At 59.0% G+C, this 1,472-nt stretch carries 2 protein-coding genes and 1 pseudogene; all 3 read right to left on the bottom strand.

What is annotated here, in order from left to right; genetic code table 11:
* Positions 1 to 256 (bottom strand): annotated as a pseudogene (locus tag VF709_RS24795) (DUF3296 domain-containing protein); the annotation flags it as partial.
* An 87-nt stretch (positions 257 to 343) separates the two neighbouring features.
* Positions 344 to 757 (bottom strand): putative zinc ribbon protein, encoded by a 414-nt coding sequence (locus VF709_RS24790; protein WP_336243247.1) that lies wholly within the window; start codon positions 755 to 757, stop codon positions 344 to 346.
* Positions 745 to 1,167 carry a putative zinc ribbon protein gene (locus VF709_RS24785; protein ID WP_336243246.1) on the bottom strand — a complete coding sequence of 141 codons (423 nt, stop codon included), beginning with the start codon at positions 1,165 to 1,167 and terminating at the stop codon, positions 745 to 747. Before VF709_RS24785 ends, VF709_RS24790 begins: the two co-directional genes overlap by 13 nt.
* Positions 1,168 to 1,472: the final 305 nt, after the last annotated feature.

The following is a 1,472-nucleotide window of genomic DNA, read 5'->3' as shown; positions in this document are numbered from 1 at the left end:
CCCACAACCAGCGTAACAGCGTCGGTGGTGAATGTCGGCGCTCCCACGAATATTCGCCAATGCGCTGCCAGACTTCGGTGTGAAAACGCAAAATCAACGCGTGGTAATCGGACATGGTGTCACGATATGGCAAGGCCAGCGTGAAGCTGAACGCCACCAGCCGTGGGTAATGGTCAACGGCCTGCTGCAGAAATGTACGGGCGCTGACGGCATCGGTGTGGTGAACTCCGGCCGTTTCAGTAAGACAATATTTCACAAGTGATGTTCTCTTATAGGTCAATCAGGGGAGAACGCTGCCGGAGCAGCGTCATTGAACGCAGCGGTGCCGGGGTATGTGTTTATTTCAGCCCGTGCTGCAGCAGTAATTCATCTGCCAGACCGACTCTTCGATGCTGTAAATGCCGGTTTTGCACCAGGGGCAATATTTCTGACCACGGTAGTGCTCACTGCACCATGCGCAGTACCACGCCAGCGACAGCACCGGCGCATCCAGCCCGCCGATAAGGCGGCGCAATTTCCTGTAGCGGGCTTCAGCTTTGACCTCCGGGTCGAGGTGGGCGCAGTTCATCAGCACGTTTTCAGCCACCGTCCGCTGGTCGTGCTCAAACCAGGGTTTCTCACCAAAGCCCGTCAGCAGATACAGCACACAGCCGCAGGACGCACAGGTCCATACACCACCGTGCGATTTCGCCGCATCGTCCGCAGTCACAAAGCGACCAGAGGCATCGTTCGCGAGGTAGCATTTCAGCATGCGCATGCCGTGACCTCCTGTGCGCTGGCGGCCATATCAGCTCGCTCCTGACTGTATTCACCGGTTCGGCAGGCCAGACAGTAACGTTCACCGTGGTAATCGCTGCCGCACTCCGAACAGTGCCAGTCGGCGTGGTAAACCAGCGGACGGGCTTCCGGTACATACCATTGCAGTTGCCGGACATGGCGGGTTTCTTTTGGTGCCGGGTTGACATACGGACAGTGCTGCCGCCCGTTCTTTGTCAGCGCATCTCGCCGGTGTTCAAACCACGGGCGTCCGGTCTGGTATTCAGGGTGGTACTGCAGGGCGCTGTCGCAGAGATGGCAGCGATAGCGGTCATACGGCGCGGTCTGCGCGGTTCTGGCTCCCATGAGGCGGCCATTGCCATCGAGGGCCATAAAGGATTTTGCATACATCGTGGTATTCCTTACCGCCAGACGACACGCAGGCGTCAGCCGTCCCGGAACGGGCAGCGTGGCAGGGGCGAATGGCGGGTCAGTGAAGCGTTAACAGGTTGAATCTGTGGGGAGCGCTCTGCGTCGGGGTCATCGCAGGCTTTCAGTCAGTCATGGCGTTACCGGTGCGCTGATGCGCGAAGCGGACGGTAACAGTAAGCACAGGGTTTCTCGCCACAGTACCGCCGGTGGCAGTCCGGGCAGGTCCAGCGAGCAGGGAGGTTCTCTGGCTTTTTACGGCGTCGTTGCGTCATGCTGATTTCTCA

Source organism: Enterobacter sp. Lyrl_3, from assembly GCF_051948675.1.
Taxonomy (GTDB): domain Bacteria; phylum Pseudomonadota; class Gammaproteobacteria; order Enterobacterales; family Enterobacteriaceae; genus Enterobacter; species Enterobacter cloacae.
This window is presented reverse-complemented; position numbering and strand designations above follow the sequence as displayed.

Excerpts from the sequence above, each read along its gene's own strand:
- VF709_RS24790 (WP_336243247.1), bottom strand. The coding sequence starts at position 757 with ATGCGCATGCTGAAATGCTACCTCGCGAACGATGCCTCTGGTCGCTTT.
- VF709_RS24785 (WP_336243246.1), bottom strand. The coding sequence starts at position 1,167 with ATGTATGCAAAATCCTTTATGGCCCTCGATGGCAATGGCCGCCTCATG.